24 protein-coding genes are annotated in these 20,787 nt (G+C 63.1%); 20 read left to right on the forward strand and 4 right to left on the reverse strand.

Annotation, left to right across the window (positions count from 1 at the left end; all coding sequences use genetic code 11):
* Positions 1-85 precede the first annotated feature (85 nt).
* Positions 86-2,320 carry a TonB-dependent receptor family protein gene (locus KIH45_RS15390; protein ID WP_213176911.1) on the forward strand — a complete coding sequence of 745 codons (2,235 nt, stop codon included), beginning with the start codon at positions 86-88 and terminating at the stop codon, positions 2,318-2,320.
* Between the two features lie 194 nt (positions 2,321-2,514).
* Entirely contained in the window at positions 2,515-3,171 is a 657-nt protein-coding gene (locus tag KIH45_RS15395) for a peroxiredoxin (RefSeq protein WP_213176912.1), read from the forward strand.
* Between the two features lie 98 nt (positions 3,172-3,269).
* Here the strand turns inward: KIH45_RS15395 and KIH45_RS15400 are convergent, their stop codons facing one another.
* Positions 3,270-3,914 carry a class I SAM-dependent methyltransferase gene (locus tag KIH45_RS15400; protein ID WP_213176913.1) on the reverse strand — a complete coding sequence of 215 codons (645 nt, stop codon included), beginning with the start codon at positions 3,912-3,914 and terminating at the stop codon, positions 3,270-3,272.
* Positions 3,915-3,922: 8 nt separating this feature from the next.
* Positions 3,923-4,285 (reverse strand): DUF3703 domain-containing protein, encoded by a 363-nt coding sequence (locus tag KIH45_RS15405; protein ID WP_213176914.1) that lies wholly within the window; start codon positions 4,283-4,285, stop codon positions 3,923-3,925.
* Between the two features lie 82 nt (positions 4,286-4,367).
* Here KIH45_RS15405 and KIH45_RS15410 point away from each other — a divergent pair, with 82 nt between their 5' ends.
* Complete coding sequence (locus KIH45_RS15410) at positions 4,368-4,754, forward strand: MerR family transcriptional regulator (RefSeq protein WP_007163832.1); 387 nt, start codon at positions 4,368-4,370, stop codon at positions 4,752-4,754.
* Between the two features lie 47 nt (positions 4,755-4,801).
* Here KIH45_RS15410 and KIH45_RS15415 read toward each other — a convergent pair whose 3' ends face one another.
* The gene (locus KIH45_RS15415) at positions 4,802-5,068 is read right to left on the reverse strand and encodes an AlpA family transcriptional regulator (RefSeq protein ID WP_010412637.1); all 267 of its coding nucleotides are present in this window, start codon (positions 5,066-5,068) and stop codon (positions 4,802-4,804) included.
* A 1-nt stretch (position 5,069) separates the two neighbouring features.
* Positions 5,070-5,531: a hypothetical protein gene (locus KIH45_RS15420; RefSeq protein ID WP_138615241.1), complete on the reverse strand. Its 462-nt coding sequence runs from the start codon at positions 5,529-5,531 to the stop codon at positions 5,070-5,072.
* A gap of 363 nt (positions 5,532-5,894) precedes the next feature.
* Between KIH45_RS15420 and KIH45_RS15425 the strand changes: the two genes are divergently transcribed.
* Genes KIH45_RS15425 through KIH45_RS15505 form a run of 17 tightly spaced genes read left to right on the forward strand, consistent with a single transcriptional unit; the run spans position 5,895 to position 20,781 of the window.
* Entirely contained in the window at positions 5,895-6,221 is a 327-nt protein-coding gene (locus KIH45_RS15425; protein ID WP_137678728.1) for a hypothetical protein, read from the forward strand.
* A 26-nt stretch (positions 6,222-6,247) separates the two neighbouring features.
* The gene (traL, locus tag KIH45_RS15430; protein WP_137678729.1) at positions 6,248-6,535 is read left to right on the forward strand and encodes a type IV conjugative transfer system protein TraL; all 288 of its coding nucleotides are present in this window, start codon (positions 6,248-6,250) and stop codon (positions 6,533-6,535) included.
* A 12-nt stretch (positions 6,536-6,547) separates the two neighbouring features.
* Positions 6,548-7,117 (forward strand): type IV conjugative transfer system protein TraE, encoded by a 570-nt coding sequence (locus KIH45_RS15435; RefSeq protein ID WP_010412621.1) that lies wholly within the window; start codon positions 6,548-6,550, stop codon positions 7,115-7,117.
* Positions 7,114-7,869, forward strand: a complete 756-nt coding sequence (locus tag KIH45_RS15440; RefSeq protein ID WP_137678730.1) for a type-F conjugative transfer system secretin TraK — start codon at positions 7,114-7,116, stop codon at positions 7,867-7,869. The genes KIH45_RS15435 and KIH45_RS15440 overlap by 4 nt, the downstream gene beginning before the upstream one ends.
* Positions 7,869-9,152, forward strand: coding sequence for a TraB/VirB10 family protein (locus tag KIH45_RS15445; protein WP_170002819.1), 1,284 nt, complete (start codon positions 7,869-7,871; stop codon positions 9,150-9,152). Before KIH45_RS15440 ends, KIH45_RS15445 begins: the two co-directional genes overlap by 1 nt.
* Positions 9,149-10,027 (forward strand): DsbC family protein, encoded by an 879-nt coding sequence (locus tag KIH45_RS15450; protein WP_213176915.1) that lies wholly within the window; start codon positions 9,149-9,151, stop codon positions 10,025-10,027. The genes KIH45_RS15445 and KIH45_RS15450 overlap by 4 nt, the downstream gene beginning before the upstream one ends.
* Before the next feature lie 44 nt (positions 10,028-10,071).
* Positions 10,072-10,608 (forward strand): hypothetical protein, encoded by a 537-nt coding sequence (locus tag KIH45_RS15455; RefSeq protein WP_152435765.1) that lies wholly within the window; start codon positions 10,072-10,074, stop codon positions 10,606-10,608.
* The gene (gene traC / locus KIH45_RS15460; RefSeq protein WP_152434335.1) at positions 10,605-13,154 is read left to right on the forward strand and encodes a type IV secretion system protein TraC; all 2,550 of its coding nucleotides are present in this window, start codon (positions 10,605-10,607) and stop codon (positions 13,152-13,154) included. The genes KIH45_RS15455 and traC overlap by 4 nt, the downstream gene beginning before the upstream one ends.
* The gene (locus KIH45_RS15465) at positions 13,154-13,558 is read left to right on the forward strand and encodes a hypothetical protein (RefSeq protein WP_137678734.1); all 405 of its coding nucleotides are present in this window, start codon (positions 13,154-13,156) and stop codon (positions 13,556-13,558) included. Before traC ends, KIH45_RS15465 begins: the two co-directional genes overlap by 1 nt.
* Entirely contained in the window at positions 13,551-13,931 is a 381-nt protein-coding gene (locus tag KIH45_RS15470; protein ID WP_170002823.1) for a TrbI F-type domain-containing protein, read from the forward strand. The genes KIH45_RS15465 and KIH45_RS15470 overlap by 8 nt, the downstream gene beginning before the upstream one ends.
* Positions 13,928-14,434, forward strand: coding sequence for a S26 family signal peptidase (locus tag KIH45_RS15475; protein WP_137678736.1), 507 nt, complete (start codon positions 13,928-13,930; stop codon positions 14,432-14,434). The genes KIH45_RS15470 and KIH45_RS15475 overlap by 4 nt, the downstream gene beginning before the upstream one ends.
* Entirely contained in the window at positions 14,434-15,066 is a 633-nt protein-coding gene (gene traW, locus KIH45_RS15480; protein ID WP_137678737.1) for a type-F conjugative transfer system protein TraW, read from the forward strand. The genes KIH45_RS15475 and traW overlap by 1 nt, the downstream gene beginning before the upstream one ends.
* Positions 15,063-16,076 (forward strand): conjugal transfer pilus assembly protein TraU, encoded by a 1,014-nt coding sequence (gene traU / locus KIH45_RS15485; protein WP_137678738.1) that lies wholly within the window; start codon positions 15,063-15,065, stop codon positions 16,074-16,076. Before traW ends, traU begins: the two co-directional genes overlap by 4 nt.
* Positions 16,073-16,828: a type-F conjugative transfer system pilin assembly protein TrbC gene (gene trbC / locus KIH45_RS15490; protein ID WP_137678739.1), complete on the forward strand. Its 756-nt coding sequence runs from the start codon at positions 16,073-16,075 to the stop codon at positions 16,826-16,828. Before traU ends, trbC begins: the two co-directional genes overlap by 4 nt.
* Positions 16,825-18,546, forward strand: a complete 1,722-nt coding sequence (locus KIH45_RS15495; RefSeq protein WP_137678740.1) for a conjugal transfer protein TraN — start codon at positions 16,825-16,827, stop codon at positions 18,544-18,546. Before trbC ends, KIH45_RS15495 begins: the two co-directional genes overlap by 4 nt.
* On the forward strand, positions 18,543-19,355 hold the full coding sequence (locus KIH45_RS15500) for a conjugal transfer protein TraF (RefSeq protein WP_152434334.1): 813 nt from the start codon (positions 18,543-18,545) through the stop codon (positions 19,353-19,355). The genes KIH45_RS15495 and KIH45_RS15500 overlap by 4 nt, the downstream gene beginning before the upstream one ends.
* Positions 19,345-20,781 carry a conjugal transfer protein TraH gene (locus KIH45_RS15505; protein ID WP_152434333.1) on the forward strand — a complete coding sequence of 479 codons (1,437 nt, stop codon included), beginning with the start codon at positions 19,345-19,347 and terminating at the stop codon, positions 20,779-20,781. Before KIH45_RS15500 ends, KIH45_RS15505 begins: the two co-directional genes overlap by 11 nt.
* Positions 20,782-20,787: the final 6 nt, after the last annotated feature.

A 20,787-nucleotide genomic window follows, 5' to 3' on the forward strand; every position in this document is an offset into this window, starting at 1 on the left:
TGGGCATAAAAGCCTATTATTGCTATTGCGAATACGTCTCAATAGCAATAATAGGCTTTGCAAATGTCTTGAAAGGATTCTTCACATGTATCGCGCTACCGCCTCGCTCATAGCAATTGCGCTGGCCGCCCCTGCTTACGCCAATGAAAGAGACCCGACCGATGAGCGGCAATCGCAGGACGGGATAGCAAACCCAAGCGAATCGATTATCGTGATCGGCGGTCGCATCGATGCGTATGAAGTGGCCGGTGCGGCGGACCTAATCGATGGCGAGGAACTGAGCGAATTCGAGCATGGGGACGTCAACCGTGTCCTGCGCCAGGTGCCGGGGGTAAATATTCAGGAAGAGGATGGTTTCGGGCTATTCCCGAATATTGGCTTGCGCGGCGCGCCGGTCGAACGGTCGAGCAACATCACCTTGATGGAAGATGGCGTTCTCATCGCCCCTGCCCCCTACGCCGCTCCGGCCGCGTATTACTTCCCCGCGATCGGTCGAATGGACGCAGTCGAAGTGATCAAGGGCGCGGGCTCGGTACGCTATGGTCCTCGCACGATCGGCGGGGCCATCAATTTCCGATCGACTCCGATACCGACCGAGAGCCTGGCTGGCGAAGCCTCCGGACAGCTTGGTTCTCGCGGTTATTATCAGGGTCATGGCTGGATTGGCGCTAGTGCCGACAATTTCGGGGCACTGGTGGAAAGCTATCAGCAAGGCAGTGATGGGTTCAAGACGATAGATGGCCTTCCCGGCGCCGAGACCGGTTTTCAACGCCAGGACTATCGCGCCCGCTTCGCCGTCCACACCAGCCCAGATTCGCCGGTCGATGCTCGCCTCGAGTTCGCCTATGGTCGATCCGAACTTGAGGCGAACGAAACCTATTTGGGCCTAGCCGACGCGGATTTCGCGAGCGATCCGTACCGGCGCTATTCGGCCAGCCAACGCGACGTTTTCACGGGCGAGCACGATCAATATCGGCTCACCGGCACGCTCCGGTTGCCCGACGACACGCAGGTTGCGGTTACCCTATATCGCAACGATTTCATACGAAGTTGGTCGAAGCTACAGGACATCGATTTTAACGGTGATGGCAGCTTTGATGCCATCCAGCCAGTCTTCGACAATCCGTCCTCAAACGAAGAAAGCCTCGCGATCCTGCGAGGGGCAGACAGCGCTGAAGGTGCTCTTCGCATTCGCAACAACAACCGCATCTATCGGAGCGAAGGCGTCCAGCTTTCGTTCGAAAGACCTTTCGAGACCGGCGCGGTCATGCACAACCTGGCTGCGTCGCTACGGTATCACGAGGATGAAGAAGACCGGTTGCAGAATGAGGAATTCTATACGCAGACGGACGGAGATCTCGTTTTCGTCCGGCAGACGGCTCCGGGCGCTCAAGCCAATCGCGAGGCGAAGGCGAAGGCGATCGCTTTCTATCTAGAGGACCGGATCGAGATCGGCGGGCTTACTCTGACGCCCGGCATTCGGTACGAAGGCATCGACCTTACTCGACTGGACTATGATCGAGCCGACCCCGCTCGTATCGATGGACCTGCGCGCATACGCAAGACCAACGTTGACGAATGGCTTCCCGCACTCGGTGCAACCTATGCACTGGGAGACGTGCTGTTGATTGCAGGCGTTTCGCGCGGTTTTTCTCCCCCCGGGCCCGGAAATCCGGAGGCACGAGCCGAGAAAAGCTGGAACTATGAATTTGGTGGGCGTTTTCGGAATGGCGCCATTCAAGCTTCCGCGATTGCGTTTTATTCCGACTATTCCAATCTGCTCGGAAACTGCACACAATCCGTGGGGTGTAGCGTCGGGGATATTGGCGACCAGTTCAATGCTGGGGCCGTCTCCGTGAAGGGGTTGGAGCTGGCAGCTTCGACGGAGCATCAAGTGGGTAAGGAAATTTCAATTCCCTTCTCGGTGGTTTACACGCTCACCGACGCGCAATTCGAAAGCAGTTTCGAGAGTGCGTTCTTCGGTTCCGTGTCCCAGGGCGACGCACTGCCCTACATCGCTCGCCACCAATTCTATGCCGAAACGGGGCTCGCATTCGGACCGGCATCCTTGCTCGTGAGCGCCAATTACACATCGCAAGTACGCACCGAAGCAGGTAGCGGGGATATTTCGCCCGATGAGCGTATTGACGAAAGGATTGTCTTTGATCTCGCCGGCCGGTTTGCGCTGACGGAAGGTCTCTCTTTGTTTGCCAGAGTGGATAATCTGTTCGACAATGCTTATGCTGTAGCGCGTCGGCCTTCGGGTTTGAGACCGGGGGCTCCCCGGCGCTTCGTAGCAGGCGCTAGCGTGCGCTTCTGAGTATCTACGTCGGCCGATGATCGCGCAATCTTGTAAGAGGCGGGAGCGCCAGTGAGCATTTCCGCCTCACTAAATGCAGGTGAGGTCGAGACTCACGCAATCGATTGCGCCGACATTCGACGTGCCGCAGGCCACACACCCGCCAAAATATGAAGACGGCGGACACCTCCCCCAGAATAAATAGGAGTTTTGACATGACCCTCTCCATTGGCTCGACAGCCCCCGATTTCACAGCGGAAACGACCCAAGGCACCATCACCTTCCATGATTGGATGGGCGACAATTGGGCTATCCTGTTTTCTCATCCAAAGGCATTTACTCCGGTTTGTACGACCGAGCTGGGTTACATGGCCGGTCTCGGCGAGGAATTTGCCAAACGCGACACCAAGATTCTCGGCCTGTCGGTCGACAGCAGCCAAGACAATCGCGACTGGCTACCCGATATCGAGGCGGTCAGCGGCAATAAAGTCGATTACCCGGTGGTCGGCGACAGCGACCTGAAGGTGGCCAAACTCTACAATATGTTGTCCGCCGAGGAGACTGGCAGTGCGGAGCAAAGAACGGCAGCCGACAATGCTACCGTTCGCGCCGTCTATATCGTTGGCCCGGACAAAAAAATCCGTGCGATGCTACTTTATCCGATGAGCAGCGGACGCAATTTCGAAGAAGTGGTCCGATTGCTCGATTCAGTCCAGCTCACCGAAAGTAAAGGCGTGGCAACCCCGGTCAATTGGCAGAGTGGGGATGACGTCATCATTCCACCGTCTGTTTCCGAGGAAGAAGCGAAAGCGCGCTTCCCGCAAGGTTTCACAACGCTGCGCCCCTATCTGCGCACGGTTAAAATCGACTGACCAGCGCAAGCGGATGTGGTGTATTTGGGCTCGAACTCAACAGGGGATTCCGCATGAAGCTAGACAAAAGCAGTCACGCAACTGCGGCTTCCGCCGCATTACGATTTGGCACCGACGAATTCATACGCACAACCGGCCAGAAACTCGCGTAAATGAACTTCGCGCAAAACTTTGCGTGCTGGAAGCCAAGGGCGGAACTCTTCATATTCCCGCGCCACACCAAATGGTTTGGTCAGCACTATGCCGATTTCAATCAGCCATCGCGGCCAGCGCTCGGGGTGTTTCAGGCCAAGGAGGGCCATCCGGCCACCCGTCGGGAGAGCAGCTGAGGCGCGCTCGATGATCGCGGCGTAGTCAGGTGGCATTTCCAGTCCAAAGGTGCTGATGACTGCGCTGGTCTCGCTCGGAAAGCGGAAGGCGGCTACGTCTGACTGCACAAATTCGACATTACTTGCTCGCAGGCGCTTCGCTCGTCGACGGGCTTGGTCGAGCATGCCTTGCGAAAGGTCGACCAGCGTCACCTTGCCGCTTGGTCCTACTCTCTCAAGCAGAAACGCGAGGTTTGCGCCGGTGCCAGCACACAGATCGACCACATGGTCGCCGGCGTTGAGTTCAAGCCGGTTAACCAGATCGCGTCGCCAGCGACCAAGACCGGCCCACCGAAACCCCGACACCAATCGGTCATAGATTCCCGCGTTCTTGTCGTAGAAGCGTTCAACCTGTTCGTTGGATAGAATTGCCATGGCGCGAGCTAGCGAGCTTCGCCCGAAGAGATCGTAAGAACCTCTGAGAGGTCGTCCGGGTATGGCATTGGCGCGAACGCGCTCACGTTTGCGCGTCCGGTATTCCCCCAGGGGAGCCGTCCGGTGAGATTACCAAGGGGAGCGAGCGCAAGACGTATGACCTGCCCCAGAACTTCGCGGCCATCGCGGGTTTCAACTGCATAGCCCAGCATCGTCATATGTGAACGAAGATGCGGCCCGAAGAAGCCCTGGCCCAGAATATGTTCCCGCTCGAGCGCGGTCCAAGCCAAAGCCCGGTCACCAGACTGCCTGGCGGCACGGAAAACGCGCCGCTCAGATTCGATAAGTTCAATAATGTCCTTCTTTGCCACAGGATTTTACCGTTCTGCTTGCATCCTCGAATTGTCTTATGCACCTTGTAGTGGCTACAAGGTCAAGCATTGCGAGAAACCCATGAAGATTGGTGCCCTGGCGCGGAAGACCGGCACGACCGCCGAAACCATCCGCTACTACGAACGGACCGGATTGCTGGAGGAACCACCACGCACCGCCGGCAACTACCGGGACTATGGCCCGACCGAATTGGCCAGATTGCGGTTTATCCGCCGCGCACGCGACCTCGGCTTCACCATGGCGGAGGTGCGCCAATTGCTTTCTTTGGCGGATGATCCATCGCAATCGTGCGAAGCCGTGGACTCTATTGCCAGCCTCCACCTGCGCGAGGTGGATCGGAAGCTTGGTGACTTGCGAAAACTGCGAACCGAACTGCGCCATATGGTGGACGACTGCCAGCACGGAGCGGTTGGCGAATGCCGGATAATCGAAGTGCTTTCCGGCTAGCCGGACAGAGGGCGTTTATGGGAGCAGTGACGGGACGCAAGACATGATCATCTCGAAATTCGGGGCGTGTTCTGACATATCTCGTCGGTGCGTTCGACAACAGAACCGATCCAGTCATCGATCTCGGCTTCGACCCAAACCGTGCAACGGGGACCGAGCGAACGCGACTTTGGAAAACGGCCTTCGCGCATCCGCTGATAGATTGCCGTTCGGCGCAGGCCCACGCGCGCCATGACCTCGGGAAGACGAATGAGCCGGTCTGGCGTTGGCTCGACAGGAACGGCTTCCGCGTCCGTTTCGAGACCGGTCGTCATTTCAGAGAGCGAAGCTTTGTTCATCCTGCCGCTCCAGTTGCGCGAGGTGATCCGACAGGAGACCGGCGGTGCGGTGAGCGGTCCCCTTTGCCCAGCGCGGTCTCACATCGAGCAGTCTCTCGCCCAGCGCCTGATCCAAAGCAGACGGCAACTCGCTTATGAAGGTTTCAAGAAATTCCAGCACGCCGCTATTCTGCCAATCCTCGCTACGCTGCGAGTACCCCGCGAGTGCCAGCATCAGGGAGGTGCGCGGCGCGTGTCCGCTCGCGTCAAGGATGGCCAGCGCCTCTGGCAGTGTGGCTGACCGTGTCCCGGCGAGGATGCGTCGGAGCGCGTCCTTGTTGATATTCGTCTGTGCGGCAATCGTCCGCCGGGACTTGCCACTTTCGTCCACGGCATGGTCGAGGAAAGCTGCGACTCCTCGCGATAGTTCTTCCCATTTGTCGTTTGCGTTTCGCGCCATTGTTCCTGCTTCCGGTGATCTTTAGCGAATCACCAACAGGCTAGGCAACGCGTCAAACTGTAGGAAAGGAAAAAGAACAAATAAGGAACACGTAGGAAACCGGCTCATCGTCACACGATTTGATTCGCGCAGATTCCGGTCCCTCGATCTCAGACTTCGGTATGGGTGGCGCAATGATCGGTATTCTTGGCCGCAATGTCTGCACCGGTCGCGCAAAGCCTGGTCAGATTGCCCAGAATCGACGATTTCTCTTGGTCGGAATGCCGCGTGCGGCAGTTTCCGTTTTCCTACACCCCGCCTTCCAATCGAGGAAAGAACATACAGCGAACGCATCGCTGCCAATGTTCGAAACGGAGTTCCTCGATGACCAAGGCAATCACCCTTCCCCGCCAATCCGTCAAAGGCATTCGTGCCCGCGACTATATTCTTCCGGCCGCGATTGCGCTCGCCTGCGCCGGTGCCGCCTATGCCGGTGCCGACACGACCTTTGATCCGGCGCTGCAGAAGTTCACTGACTTCCTCGAAGGTTCGGGCGGCAAGATCATCACCGTCCTCAGCCTTGCCGGCGGTTTGATCGCGCTCGCCTCGGGCCGCTTCGCCCTTGGGCAGGTCGCGGTCCCGGTCGGTGTCGGAATTGGCGTCGGCACAGGCGTGCCGATCGTCACCTCGGTCGTGACCGCAACCATTTGATCGCGGTCTAACGACGGGAGGGCGGCATGGCCGACAGATACCTCGTTCCACGGCGGCTCGACGACCCGGAGGTCATCGGCTTCTGGACCATCGACGAGTTTGCGGGGCTGCTCGTCCCGTTCGCGTGGGGCATCCTTTCGCAGCACATCATCATCGGCACCGGCCTATCGGTCATGACCTGGTTCGCCCTTCGAAAGGCGAAGGCATCAGGCGCAGGGTCGAAACTGGTCCATGCTGCCTACTGGTATCTGCCGGGGAGCTTCCTCGGGCTGAAAGCCACGCCGCCCTCCCACTGCCGCCTGCTCGCAGGCTGAGGGAGGACCCAAGTGAAACACGAATTCGCCTATGAGGAAGCGCAGCGTCACCTCAAACAGCGCAACCGCTTCGCCGCGCTGTCAGCCGTGCTGGGCCTTACCAGCCTGCTGGCGGTCGGCGCGGCGGCGACGCGCGAGGAAAGCGTCATTTTGGTGCCTGTCACGACCGAGCGCCTGACGCTCGGGAGCGGCGGTACCGATGCGCACTACCTCGAACTCGTAACCCGCGACACCGCGCTCATGCTGCTCAATCGCGCACCCGAGAGCCTCGACTACTGGATGGAACAGGTCCTCAAGGTGGCAGATCCGTCAGCGCACGGGAGCCTCAAGGCCGAGCTCGTCAAGATCGTCGACGAGCAGCGCGGTTCGGACATCAGCCAGGCCTTCGTCATCTCGCGGATGGAGGTCGACGCGCAGGCGCTCACCGCTGTCGTCACCGGCACGCTCAAGACCTTCGTCGGTGCGCAGGTGATCGCAAGCCAAGAGCGCAGCTTCGAATTCAGCTGGAACCGCCGCGGCCTCAGTCTCGGCCTCACCGGCTTCCGCCAGCTCCCAACCGAAAACGAGGAGGAGAACCCATGACACTCCTATCCCGCCCCTTCCCCGCCGCGCTGACCAGCGTTGCGCTGGCAATCGCCACGGCCGCCTACGCTTCACCGGCACATGCCGACCAGTTCGTCGAGGCCGCTGATGGCGCCGCGATCGACTGCGTGCTCGCGCGCGGCGCGCTGACCCGTATCGCCCTCATCGAGGACGGTTTCGCCAATGTCTCGAAGATGGCGAGCGGTTTTCCCTACAACGATTTCGAGGTGACCCACGAGCCGGTGCGCGGCGACATCTATGTCTCGGTGCCGCTGCAATATGCGAGCGCCAGGGTCAGCTTCTTCGCGACGAGCAGCGCGGGCTATGTCTACAAGTTCACCTGCCGCGTCGAAGGCGAGGAAGCGAGCCAGCTCTTCGTCACCAATCCCGCGCTCGCCAAATCCCAGGCGAGTGAATGGGAAGGCGCAGCAGTGACGCGCGACGAGGCCGCGATCCGGCTGATCGAAGCGATGGCCAGCGATGGGGTCCTGCCGGGCTTCCGCGCCCGTGCCGAACTTTCGCGACCACGCCACACCGACAGCCTCGAAGTGCAGCAGGTCGCGGAATACGAAGGCGCCGAACTGATCGGCCAAGCCTTTACTCTACGCAATCTTGGCTCGGCGCCCGTCGACCTTGCCGGTGAGCGCGAGGCGCCGGCCGGGGCGCTGGCCTTTGCCTATGGCCGCGACAGCCTTCAGCCTGGCGAGAGCACTCAGGCCTTCCTTGTCTTTACCAAGGGAGGGCTCGAGTAATGGCCGATCCCGACACACGCGATACGCCCGCGCCAGCGCCAAAGGACGAGACGCGCGGCGAAGCCCGGCGCAACCTCAACCGCACGGTCGCGCAGCGCCAGAAGCTGCTGCTTGCCGGGATCGGCGGCGTGGCGCTCATCGCCGGTTCGATGTTCATCTTCGGCGGCGAGGATGAAGCCGGCGCCGACGGCGTGGGCGCGACCACGATCGAGACCGGCGCGCTGGTCAATCGCAATCTCTCGCAGCGCGAATTCGTCGCCACTTACGGCAACCGCCTCGATGCGCAGGGCCGCGCGATCAAAGACCTGCAGGAAAGCCAGCTTCCCAAGGCCTCGATCGAGCAGGAGCTCGAAACGCTGCGGGGCGAGAACGCGCGGATGCTGAGCGACGGGCAAGCTGCGATCGATGCGATCTCGGCGGAGAACGCCGCCTTGCGCTCGGAACTCGAAACCGTCCGCGCCAATCCCCCGGTCACGCCAGTTGACGCAGGAGAACCGCGGACTCCGGGTTTCGCTCCCGGACCGCTCGAGCCACCCAGCGAACCCAAGGCGAGCCTGCTGAGCTTCTCATCCGAAAAGCCGGGCGCAGCCAAAGCGAAGGCAACCGAAAGCACGCCGCCGCTGCTGCTCGAGGCAAGCCGCGATTATCTCCCGCCCAACAGCTATGCACCTGCCACCGTGATCGTCGGGGTCGACGCCTCGACGGGCGTGACCAGTCAGAGCGATCCGCTGCCCGTGGTGCTGCGCATCACCGGGCCGGCGCGCTCGGTGCTGCAAGGCGACAAGCTGCTCACCACCGATCTCACCGGCTGCCTCGTCAACGGCGCGGCACGCGGCGATCTCTCGGCCGAGAAGGTTTACGTCAAGCTCGTGCGCATGACCTGCGCGCAACCGGGCGGACGCTTCGCGGTGAGCGAGGTCAAGGGGTTCATCGCCTTTGCCGGCAAGTCGGGCGTGCGCGGCAATGTCGTCAGCCGCGAAGGCAGCCTTGTCAGCCAGGCGCTGCTTGCCGGGATCGTCGGCGGGTTCGGGCGCGGCTTCTCGGCCAATGCCAACGGCATCTTTGCGCAGCCTGTCGGCAGCGACGGCAGGCGCGAGGCGCTTTCGCCGACCGACATCCTCGCAGGCGGCCTCGGCCAGGGCGCGGGCGAAGCCGCCGACACTACAGCCAAATACCTCATCGAACGCGCAGAACAGTACCAACCCGTCGTCGAGATGCCGACCGGCATCGCAGTCGAGATCGTCTTTCTCGACGGCGTCCATGTCAGGAGCACACCGCAATGAACTATTCGAACCAGCGGCCCGGCCTCAAGGCGCGCGCCGCGCACATATCGCTCGCTGCCGCCAGCGCAGCAGCCCTCCTCACAAGCGGCGTCGCGATCGTAACCGCCATGCCCGCGCAGGCCGCGATCACGCGAGATGTGGTTGAAGCGCTCAAGCTTCGTCTGCCCAGAACGCCGATCGACGCGCTCGATTGCACGACATTCGCGCCATGGTGCGAGGTCGTCTCGGGAGAGACGCTATTCTACATCGACGAAGCGGCACGCTACCTCTTCGTCGGGCGGCTCTACGACATGGAGGAGCGGCGCGACGTGACTGCCGCGCGCCTGCTCGAACTCAACCCCGACCTGCTCGCCGCCGGCGCAGCCCGCCACGCCGGCGAGGACACTGGAGGGCGCCATGACGTTGCCGAAACCCGCGACAGGCAGGTCGCGACGCATGTCGATCTTAAAGCCCTTCCCAAGGAAGGCGCGATCCTGTGGGGCAATACCAAGGGGCTGAAGCTGGTTGTCTTCTCGGATTTCCAGTGCGGCTACTGCAAGCGGCTCACCGGCGAACTCGAAAAGGCAGGCGTTCTTGTCGAGGAACGGCCGATCTCGATCTTCGGCGCGTCGAGCCGCCGCTTGTCCGAGGCGGTGCTGTGCGCCGCCGACCCGGTCGAGGCGCTCCATGCCGCATACACCGGCAAGCACCTCGAACCGCGCGCAACCTGCAAAAAGTCAGCTGCGCTCGATGCCAACGAAGCCTTTGCACAGGCCAACGGCTTTGCCGGAACCCCGGTAATCGTCCGGGCGCGCGACGGTGCGGTGCTGCACGGCTACCGTGATGCAAAGACACTGCGCGCCTTTGCCAATGCCAAGACCGGATCGAAGCAATGAGCGGCGGTGCGACCCGTGTCGGAGCGACGGCAATTCTCGCGTTGATGATCGCCGGCTGTGCGACGCTTGGCGGCAACGTCAAGGGCGACTTTTCCTGCCGGGCACCGGAGGGAAGCTGCGCGCCGACCTCGATGATCGACGATGCCGCGACCCGCGTTTCACAGGCAGAACGGTCCGGTCATGCCTCTGCGGGAGCGCACAGGGCCGGTGATCGCGGATTGCGGATCGTTGTTGCGGGCTACCGCGACGGGGCGGGCCGCATCCACGAGGCCCGGGTTGTTCATGTCGTGCTGCCCGATCGCGCTGCCGAGCGCTGGCGCGCGCCGCGTTCGACCGGCGACGTGCTTCGCGCACTGGCGCGTCCGGCTGAAGCAGAAGTCGCCCCGCCCGCCGCCGCAGAAGCAATTCCTTTCCAGCATCCCAATCCCTCCCCCCAGCAGCCTCCCGATGTCCTGGTCATCCCCTCGCAGGATCTGACGGAGCTGCCCGGCGCCAAAGCGCCGGACCCCGGGGCACCTGGTCGTCCCCCCTCCCCCGGCCAGGTGCCCCACCCCGTTCTGCCCGAAGGAGAGCCCAAGTGAACCTCTCGCTATCCTCTGCGCGCGACGCGCTCCTTGCTGGCCTGTTCGGCGATGCGAAAAGGGGCGACCATGCGCAGCCGCGTTTCGCGCTCGACATGCTGTCGGACTGGCTTCCGTACCGAGTCTATGACGAGGGCCCGGGGCTCTACCGCAACGCGCACTCGAAGGGCTTCATTCTCGAAGTCACCCCGCTCATCGGCGCCGACGAGCGGACAGGTGAGATCCTCGGCCAGTTCTTTTCCGAGAGCCTGCCGCAAGGCGCGTGCCTCCAAGTGCTGAACTTCGCGTCCCCGCGCATCGGCGCCATCGTCGGCCCGTGGTTCGCACCGCGCTACGAGCAGGGCGGGATCTACGAAGCGATTGCGAAAGCCCGCACCAACCGGCTCTACGATCTCGTCTGGAAGTCGGGCTCGGCACACGCGCCGTTCCATGCGCGCCATGTGCGTCTGGTGCTCTCGCTCGGCGTTCCGGTGCCCGGAAGCGTCACCGATGCAGAACTCACCGAATGCCGCGACGGGATGTCGGGGATGCTGAACTCGCTCGGCCTTGCATCGAACAGGCTCGAGCCCGCAGGCCTCCTCGCATTGGTCGACGAGCTCACCTCGCCGACCACCGCGCGCGAACCCGATCTCACGCACTGGAACCGCGAGGACACGCTCGACGCGCAAGCGATCCGCCGCGACATCGAACTCGAAGTCGAGGACGACCGGCTGATCTTGCGCACCGAGCGCTTCCGCGAGACCGGGCGCTCGCGAGATGGCGTGCCGCAGGTAGGTGAATGCTATCCCGACCGCTTCGATGTGCGCCATTACGGCGTGCGCTCTACCCCTGAGCGCTGGGCACCGTGGGAATGCGCGCGGCTCATCGGCGACATGTTCACCGACAAACTGCGCTTTCCCTGCCCGGCTGCGACCATGCTGTGCCTGCATTATCCCGACCAGGAAGCCGCCTCGGCGCGCGCAGGCTACAAGTTCATGCGCACCACCAGCCTGTCGGAAACGAAGAGCGCACGTTTCCTGCCCAAACTGTCCGAGCAGTCGGCAGAATGGAAACACGTCCAGGCCGAGCTCCAGGCGGGCAAGAAGCTGGTCAAGCTGTTCTATGGTCTCACCACGATCTCGCCGCTTGGCGAAGGCGATGCGCATGAGCGCACGGTCAAGGCGATCTACAAGGCGGCCGGATGGGACCTTGCCGACGAGCGCTTCCTCCAGCTCCAGGGCCTCGTCGCGGCGTTCCCGTTGAGCCTCGCCGATGGTCTGGTCCACGACCTTGCGCGGCTCAAACGCTTTCGGACCATGCTCTCGACCACCGCGGCCCATATCGCCCCGCTGCAGGGCGAGTATCTCGGCGGCACTATCCCGCACCTGCTGCTTCTCGGCCGGCGCGGCCAGCCCTTCTTCTGGTCACCCTTCGAGAACGCGGCGGGCAACCACAACATCGCGATCTGCGGGAAGTCGGGCTCGGGCAAGTCGGTGCTGCTGCAGGAGCTGTGCGCCGCGCTGCGCGGCGCGGGCGCCAAGGTCGTGGTGATCGATGACGGACGCAGTTTCGAGCATTCGGTAAAGCTGCAGGGCGGGCGCTTCGTCGAGTTCACCCTCGCCTCGGGCTTCTCCTTGAATCCCTTCTCGATGGTCGACGATGCCCGCGCGCATGAGGACGAGGACTACCGGCTCGACTGCTTTGCGATGATCAAGGCGATCGTCAGCCAGATGGCGCGGCCAAGCGCCGCGCCCTCGGACACCGAGCGCGGCCTCATCGACCGCGCGGTGACGCAGGTCTGGGAAGCGCTCGGCAGCGGCGGCGCGATCGACGATGTCGCGCATGCCCTCCATCAAAGCGAAAACGAGGCGGGCAGGGATTTGGCGACCGCGATCGCGCCTTTCTGCCGCGGCGGCAGCTATGCCGGGTTTTTCTCCGGCAAGGCGAGTTTCGCGCTCGAAGACGATTTCACCGTCTTTGAGATGAGCGACCTTGCGTCCCGCGAGGAACTGCGAAGCGTTGTCCTCTCGGCGATCATGTTCATGACCGGCCAGGCGATGACGCGCAGCTCGCGGTCCACCAAAAAGCTGCTTTTGATCGATGAAGCCTGGGCCATGCTCAAGGGTGGTTCGATGGGCGAGTTCGTCGAGACCTATGCTCGCACCGCGCGCAAGTACGGGGGTGCGCTCGCCACTGCCACCCAGTCCTTGAACGATTACTACAAATCCGACGGCGCGCGGGCCGCGCTCGAAAACAGCGACTGGATGCTGGTGCTCCAGCAGAAGCCCGAGACCATTGCCGATTTCCGCAAGGAGGCCCGGCTCGACATGGACGACCGGACCGAGACGCTGATCCGCAGCCTCAAGCGCTCGGGCACCGAGTACAGCGAGATCTACCTCAAAGGTCCCGAGATGGAAGCCGTTGGACGCCTGGTGCTCGACCCACTCTCGGCAACCATCTTCTCCTCCGATCCTGACACCTATGCCGCGATCCACCGCCATGTCGAAAACGGCATGCCGCTGGAGCGCGCAGTCGCGCTGGTCGCGGGCGTGGAAGGAGGCATGTGATGGTGCTCGAGACCACCACGCTCGTAGATCGCGTGCCGCTTCCGTCAGTCAGACAAGCCCGCGACAAGCACCGTGTGATCGACTGGCTGGCGCTGTTCCAGGGCACCTGCCTGGTGCTGATCGAAACGGCAAGCTTCGCGGCGAGCACGCTGCTGCTGGTCCTCGGCCTGCCGCTGTTCGTGTTCCTGGCTGTAGCAGGCTGGGATCTCACGGCGCTGTTCGCGCAGCTCGGCAATCTTGCCGACCATTACCGCACCGCTGAACCGGTCGCGCGCCGCTTCTTTGCCCAAGACCTCCAGATCGCATTCCTCATCGCAGCCGGCGGCCTCGCCCTGCTGCGATTGCCGGCTTTCCTGCGCCGCCTCGATCGCCGCCTCGCCGAAGGATCTCCCCGCCATGGATAGACTGAACCTCCCGCTTAGCCAGCTGGGCCCGAAACTCCTCGCTCTAGCCTTGCTCGTTGCCGCGCTCCTGTGGGGTGCGTGGATCACGCAGCAGGTCACCAGCTCCCCGGAGCAGCGGATCGTCACGGTCCGGCTCGCCGAGACCATCGGGACATTCGTCGAGGAAGCCGCGCGCGCCGATGCCGATCCGGCGGTCGTTCAGGCGGCGAGCCTTGCATACCTCAAAGCCGCCGAAAGCGCCGTCGCCGACATGGGCCATGACGGCCGCGTGGTGCTGGTTGCCGAGGCCGTGCTCGCGGGCGCTGCCGAAGACGCAACCTCCGAACTCGAGCAGCGCATTGCGGACAAGCTCGCCGGGGAGAAGCAGCCATGAGCCTGACCCGCTCGATCCGCCGTCCGCTGCTGCTCTCGGGGCTGGTCCTGCTGCCGCTTGCCTGGGCGCCGCTCGATGCCTTCAGCAAGGACCACGCGTTCCTCATCAATGCGAGCCCGAGCCTGTCCAACTGGGCGTTCTGGCTCGACAAGCACGCGCCGATCGAACGCGGCAGCCTGATCTTCTTTGAGCCGCCGCAAAGCGAGCTGGTCGAAAGGCATTTCGGAAAAGGACCGCAGATGTTCGGCAAGCGCGTGCTTGGCATGCCGGGCGATGTCGTGCGCCACGAGGGCGATGCGGTCTTCATCAACGGGAAGCAGGTCGCGAGCCTGCTCGAGGTCACCCGTCTCGGTGTCCCGCTCACGCGGGGGCCTAAAGGCGTCATCCCCGAGGGCTGCTACTACACCGGCACCAGCCATCCCCGCGGGCTCGACAGCCGCTATGGCGCAATCGGCTTCGTGTGCCGCGGACAAATCCTTGGCAGCGGGAGGGCGATCCTGTGATGCGCTCCCTCTTTCCGCTTGGCGCGCTTCTCCTCGCTGCGCTCCCGGCCAGCCTGCAGGCGCGAGACTATGGCCAGCGCGGCGCGGTCTTCCCCGTGATCGAGCGCGATCTGCTCGAACAGATCCATGCTCGCCTCGCGCAGATGGAAAAGTCGGGCGAGACCGCGCGGCTCAACGAGGAACTCAAGCGTCGTACGATCGCCCGCGTCAACCGGCCTGATCCGGTTGCCGGCGTGATCCGCGCAAGCGCAAGCCGCCAATGGGCCTTCGATCCGACAATTACGCTTGCTGCCGATATCCGGGGCGCAAAAGGCGAGCTGATCCATGCCGCCGGAACCCGGGTCAATCCGCTCGACAGCGTCAAGCTGCGCGGCGACCTCCTGTTTCTCGACGGCGACGATCCGGCGCAGGTCGCCTGGTCGCTGAGGCAAGAAGTCAATGCCAAGCTGATCCTCGTCAAGGGTGCGCCGCTCGAGCTGATGAAGGCCCGCCAGCGAAGGTTCTATTTCGACCAGGGCGGCAAGCTCACCGACAAATTCGGAATTCGGGCGACGCCTGCGCGCGTGCGCCAGAACGGCCGGATGCTCGAAGTGAGCGAGATCGCGCTGCCGCCCCGGAAGGCACAGCCATGAGCAGCATCCGCGCCTTCCTGGTGCTGTTCACGGCGATGCTATCGCTGGTATTCGCATCACCGGCTTCGGCCGATGCCGGTCCGGGCAAGTGCACCGGGCAATTCGTCAACCCGATCACCGACATCTGCTGGTCGTGCCTGTTCCCGATATCGGTCGGCGGGCTCGAAATCTGGCCGAGCAATCGCCCCGATCCCGACAATCCGGACCTACCGGTGTGCCTGTGCGGGCTTCGGCCCGGCATCGCGATGGGGTTCTGGGAGCCGGTCCGGCTCGCCGATGTCAGTATGAAGCCTTGGTGCTTCGTCAACCTCGGCGGGATGAAACTCGATCCCGGCTTTGATATTGGCTTCCGCTCGATCTCGGGTCCTTCGGCGGTGGGGGGCGCAAGCCAGTATTATTCGAGCTGGCATGTCCACTGGTATGCCTATCCGCTGATCTACTGGATGGAGATCGTCGCCGATTTCCTGTGCCTCGAGCCCGGTTCGATCGACATCCTCTACATCTCCGAGATCGATCCGCTGTGGCAGGACAGCGAGCTCACCGCGATCATCAACCCCGAAGCGGTGCTCTTCGCCAACCCGCTGGCGCTTGCCGCTTGCGCTGCGGATTGCGCGGCATCGACCGCCAATTTGCCGCTCGACGAGATGTTCTGGTGCGCGGGCTGCCAGGGTTCGATGTACCCGATGAACGGCAACGTCTCGGCCTCGATCGGACATGTCCAGGCCTCGCGGCTCGTGCTCTCGCGCTTCGCCTACAAGCTCCACCGCGAACTCGTTTCGTGGGGCACGATGGGATCGAAGGGCCTGTGCGGCAAATACCTGATGCCGGTGATGCGCAAGCAGCAATACCGCTTCCAGGCCACCAATCCCAATCCGGCAACCAAGGGCCGCTTCGCCTGCCCGCCTATCGGTGCCTCCACCACCTTCCAGTCCCCCGGACAGGTCATCCCCGCCATCGGCGAAGACATGGGATACCTCGTCTGGCGCAAGAGGAATTGCTGCGCGCTATGAGAATCGCCTTCCCCCTGCTGGTCGCTATCAGCCTTGCGACCGCCGCCGCCTTTGCTGCCGCGTCTGCGCAAGAGAGTTCGCCCGAACTCGATCTTGCCGAAATCCGCGCGCGCGCCAGCGAGCATAGCGCCGATGCCGAAGCGCTCGCCACGTCGGTGAAGACAAAAGCCGATGCGCTGGCAGAGGACGCGCGCGCCGCTCAACAAACGGCCCACGCGAACCGCGCAGCCTATGCAGAAGCGGCGCAAGCGACTGCCGATACCGGCCCGCTCGATCTCGATGGCATGATCCGCGCCCAGGCCGATGCCGAAGTGGCGGCAATGGGCGAGACGCCCCGGTTCATTGCCTTTGCCTCGCTGGGAATGCCGGAACGCTCGCTCAAGGCGCTGGTTCACGATGTCGCGAGGGCGGGCGGCGTCACCGTGCTGCGCGGGTTCCCGCAAGGCGACAGCGCGCGCTTCAAGAAACGCATCGCCGCGATCTGGAGCGATGGCCATGAAGCCGGCGCGCTCGGGATCGACCCGCGCCTGTTCCGCGCCTTCGATATCGAGGTCGCTCCGAGCTTCGTGATGATCGCGAGCGACTTTGCCCCCTGCGACGGGTTCGACTGCAGCGACATCCTTCCGCCGCACGACCGCATCGCTGGCAATATCAGCGTGGCCGAAGTGCTCGACACCTTTGCTTCAGGAGGCGGTCCGGGCGCGCAGCTTGCACGTCTCCATCTCCGCCGCCTTGAAGGAGAGCGGCCATGAGGCTCACACAATCGCTTCGTCTGGGACTGCTCGCTCTTCTCGCCGTCGCCGCGCCCCTCTCCGCGCAGCAGCAGGATGCGCGGGCTGACGGCAAGGCCTTTGGCGAAAGCCTGCGCAGCGAAGCGCAGGCAGCCGCCAACTCGCAGCACGACGCATCCACCCTCCCCAATTACGATCGCAATGCCGTGCGTGACCTCGAAACGCTTGCCGACGATCCCGACCGGATCGAGAGCAATGCCGCGGCGGTGGCCACCGGGCACCAGGGCTATCGCGCGATGCGCGACAGCATCGCCAACCGCGCACGCTTCGATCCAGACGAGATCGAGGATGTGATCGCGCGCAGTCTCGCGATCAACGAGACGCCGCTTGAATACACCAGCGGCATGGATATCTCGGGCGGCCAGGGCAATTGCGTCCCGCTGCCGCCCGGCTCGGGCTCTGCGGGAACCTACACCGCGACCTGCAACACCGGCACGCGGATCGACCAGTCGGCGGGTCAATGCGCGGTGCCGCTCGTCGCCAGCGTGACGCAGCGCCAGCAATGGCATTATCTCTGCAACGACACCGGCATCTACCAGGGTCTTCCTTGGTGCTCGGCCTTCGATGGCGGCTCGTGCCGCATCACCGGCTATCGCCCCGGCCCGTGCCTCCAGTGGTGGGACAACGGGTTCAACCGCTTCTGCTCCGAGCCGGGCGATCCGATTGCCGAAATCTCCTGCAATGCGCCCGATCCTCGCTACACGCCTTATGCGGTCACCACAGACAGCACGGTCGATGCGGTTCCAGACGAGAGCCAGTGCACGGGTTTTGCCGACAATGGAGACTGCACGCTCGATGTAGAGATTTGCACCGATGCCGATCCGCAGACACGCGTGATCGACGGCGTCTCGGTGACGCGGCCCTGCTGGGAATGGCAGCGCAGCTACACCTGCACCTCGCGCGAAGCGGCGACCGATTGCTCGGACATCGAGAGCCAGGGCACCTGCCGCTTCGTCCGCGAGGAATGCCTCACCGACGAACTTCCGTGCGAGACCTGGGAGCGCATCTACGAATGCCCGTTGCCCGATACCGAGAACACCACGCAATATGTCTGCGATGGCGATGTCTATTGCATTGATGGCAGCTGCGAGACGATCGAGCGCACCGCTAATGACGAGTTCAAGGATGCAGTCACCGCGCTCCATGCGATGGACGAGGCGCGCGGGCAATTCGACCCGAACACGCTGACGCTGTTCCGGGGAACGCGCAACACCTGCTCGTCCAAGGTCTTCGGCGTGCTCAATTGCTGCAAGGGCAAGGGTTTCCCGCTCATTCCGGGGATCAGCCTGCTGGTCGCGCTCGGCTGCGACCGCGAGGAAGTGTTGCTCCACCAGCGCGATGCGCAGGGCCTGTGCGCCTTTGTGGGCACATATTGTTCAAAGAAGTTCCTTGGCGTCTGCCTGACCAAGAAGAAGGCCTATTGCTGCTTCGAGAGCAAGCTTTCGCGCATCTTGCAGGAACAGGGCCGCAAGCAGCTTCCCAAGCCCTGGGACAAGCCCAAGGAAGAACAATGCGAGGGCTTCACCCTCGACGAGTTCGCTCAGCTCGATCTTTCCCGCATGGATTTCAGCGAGGTTTATGCCGAGTTCACCGAGGCCGCGCGGCTGCCCGACGAGCTCGAGACCTCCATCCTCATCCAGCAGAAGATCGACGACTATTACGCAAGGGGCGGTCAATGACCCATCTGGACTACCTGACTGCGCTCGCACTCAGCTTCACTGCGCTCGCCGCCGCTTCGGCGCATGCCCAGGAACCTCGGGAGACGGCATCGATCACCGACGCCGACGCGCTCTACTGCGAAGAGCGAAAGCTCGGCTACTGGTTCTACTGCGTCAAACCTGTGCCCGCAGAGGAACCGCAAACGCCCGAAGCCGAACCGGTCGCGGCCAGCCAAGAACTCGATGCGATCACCTCCGAATTGCGCGAGTTGAAGGCGCGCGCGATCCTCTATCCGACCGAAGCGAATGTCGCAGCCTATATCCGTTTCCAGCGCGCGCAGCTCGACCGCGCCTCGCTGTTCTCCGATGTCTGGCAACGGGCGATCTGGCAGGACCCCGAACTCGACTACACGCTCGAACGCCCCGTCGGAGCGGTCGCCAAGAAGCAGTGGCAGGACGCCCGCAGCGCCGAGCGCGACAGCGTCATGGCACGGCTCTCCGAGCGCTACGGCCTGTTCTATTTCTTCAGCGCCACCTGCGGCCCGTGCGAAGTGATGAGCCCCATCGTCAAGGGAGTCGCCGACCGCTGGCGGATCACTGTGCGCGCCATCTCGACCGATGGCGGTCCTTCGCGCCATTTCCCGGACTACAAGGTCGAGACCAACCAGCGCGCCAGGCTCGGTCTTGAAGGCAAGGCCACCCCGGCGCTCGTGCTGTGGGACAGCGCGACCAAGCGCCCGATCCCGATCGGATACGGCGTGCTCTCGGCCGACGAGCTGCAGGACCGCATCTATCTCCTCACCTCGAAGGAAGCCGGACATGATTACTAGCATTCGCAACGCGGCGCTGACCCTCGCCGCTGCCAGCATGGTCGCATCACCCGTCGCCGCCAATGTCGGCGACAGCATGGACCGGTTCATGGACGACATGGGCGCGGCGGCCAATGTCATCGGCCCGACCGCTTTCGAAGGCCAGTCGGCGGGCTATTACAGCCTCGGCAATGTCTGGACGCGCTTCCCCCAGAAGACCACCAACGTGGCCAACCTACAGCTGCCCCGCGCCCGCGCGGGCTGCGGCGGGATCGACATCTTCGCGGGCTCCTTCTCCTTCATCAATGCGAGCGAGATGGTCGCGCTCCTGAAAGCCGTGGCGAACAACGCGGTCGGGTTCGCCTTCAGCCTCGCGATCGACACCGTTTGCCCCGAGTGCAACAAGATCATGCAGGAGTTTTCGCAGAAGGCGCAGCTCATGAACAACCTCTCGATCAACTCCTGCGAAATGGCGCAGGGGCTGGTCGGAGGCCTGTGGCCCAAGGGCGATCTCGCCGACAAGGCGATCTGCGAAGCGATCGGGAATTCCGAAGGCATCTTCACGGACTATGCCGCAGCCAAACACGGCTGCGGCACGCGCGGGCAGCGCGCCTCAACGAATGAAGGCGCCGGCGCCGACTACGCCGACATCAATCCGGGCGTGGCGCGCAACTACACCTGGCACGTTCTGAAAAAGAGCGCCTTCTTCAACCCCGGCGGCACATTCGACCGCGAGCTTGCCGAATACGCCATGACGCTGATCGGCACGGTGATCTATGTGCCGCCCAAGGACGACGAGGCAGGCAAGTTCGTGCCTTTCGCAGGCGATGCTTCATCCACCCTGGTGAGCGCACTGCTCGACGGGACGCAGGGCCAGACTGTTCGCGTTTTCCGCTGCGACGAGACCGATCTTTGCCTCAATCCCACCTTCGAGCAGATGAGCCTATCGAATGCAAAGGCCATCCGCCCGCGGGTCACGCTCCTGATCGGGAACATGGTCGATGCGATCCGGGCCGACACCGCGATCGGCAATGCCGAAAAGGAATTGCTGCAGGTCGCCTCGGTCCCCTTGTACAAGATCCTTACCGTCCAGGCCGCCTATGGGCGCGGAATGCCGACTGACGACCGCGACACGCTCGCCGAGATCGCCAGCATCGACCTGCTCTATGCCATCCTCGACCGGATCGTGTCGGAAGCCGGGCGCTCGATGGCGAGCTTCATCGCCGCCGACGAAGCCAAGCTCGCGATCTGGCGCGGCCAGGTTGCTGAGGTGCGTTCGGGGCTCGTCCAGCGACAGGCCACCGGACAGGCCAAGGTCTCCGCTATCATGCAGATCATCGAGAAAACGGCGATGATCGAGAACGCCCTTGCCGCCTCGATGTCGCCCTCGATGTCGGCAGCGCTCGACTGGTCGCGCGGGCTCCAGTCGCGCTCGATTATCCCCTGAGGCCGC

Source organism: Croceicoccus gelatinilyticus (assembly GCF_018398395.1).
Taxonomy (GTDB): Bacteria; Pseudomonadota; Alphaproteobacteria; order Sphingomonadales; family Sphingomonadaceae; genus Croceicoccus; species Croceicoccus gelatinilyticus.